This window comes from Vibrio sp. D420a, from assembly GCF_030248625.1.
Classification (GTDB): Bacteria; Pseudomonadota; Gammaproteobacteria; order Enterobacterales; family Vibrionaceae; genus Vibrio; species Vibrio fortis_A.
Genome location: NZ_JAHGAN010000102.1, coordinates 1 through 529 on the forward strand (window position 1 = coordinate 1; position 529 = coordinate 529).

General features: G+C 48.0%; 1 protein-coding gene. It reads left to right on the forward strand.

Annotated elements, in window-relative coordinates; genetic code table 11:
* The coding region (locus tag KI743_RS24520; RefSeq protein WP_285468597.1) for a helicase-related protein at window positions 1-529 on the forward strand (529 nt) is incomplete at both ends.

Genomic DNA, 529 nt, shown 5'->3' on the forward strand with positions numbered 1-529 from the left:
CATGCTAGACATGGGCTTCATTGAAGACATCAACAAGATCATCGCACGTCTTCCTCAAGACGTACAAAACTTGCTGTTCTCGGCTACTCTATCGAACCCAGTTAGAGATCTTGCTAAGAGTGCTATTCAAGAAGCGGAAGAGATCTCAATTGCTAAGCATGCCGCATCGAAGGCCAACATTGAGCAGTGGTTAGTCACTGTTGATAAAGACCGCAAATCAGCACTCCTAAGCCATATGATCCAAGACGGAAGCTGGGAACAGGCTCTGATCTTCATCGAAACCAAACACGGTGCAGCCAAGTTAGTTTCTCAGTTGGAGAAGCGCGGTATCCACGCTGAGTCTTTCCATAGTGGTCGCAGCCAAGCGATTCGCGAGAAAGTCCTAGCTGACTTCAAAAAAGGGAAAGTAAAGTTCCTTGTTGCGACAGGTGTAGCTGCTCGTGGTATCGATATCGACAACCTGACTCGCGTAGTCAACTACGACCTGCCATTCCCAGCGGATGACTATGTACACCGTATTGGTCGTACT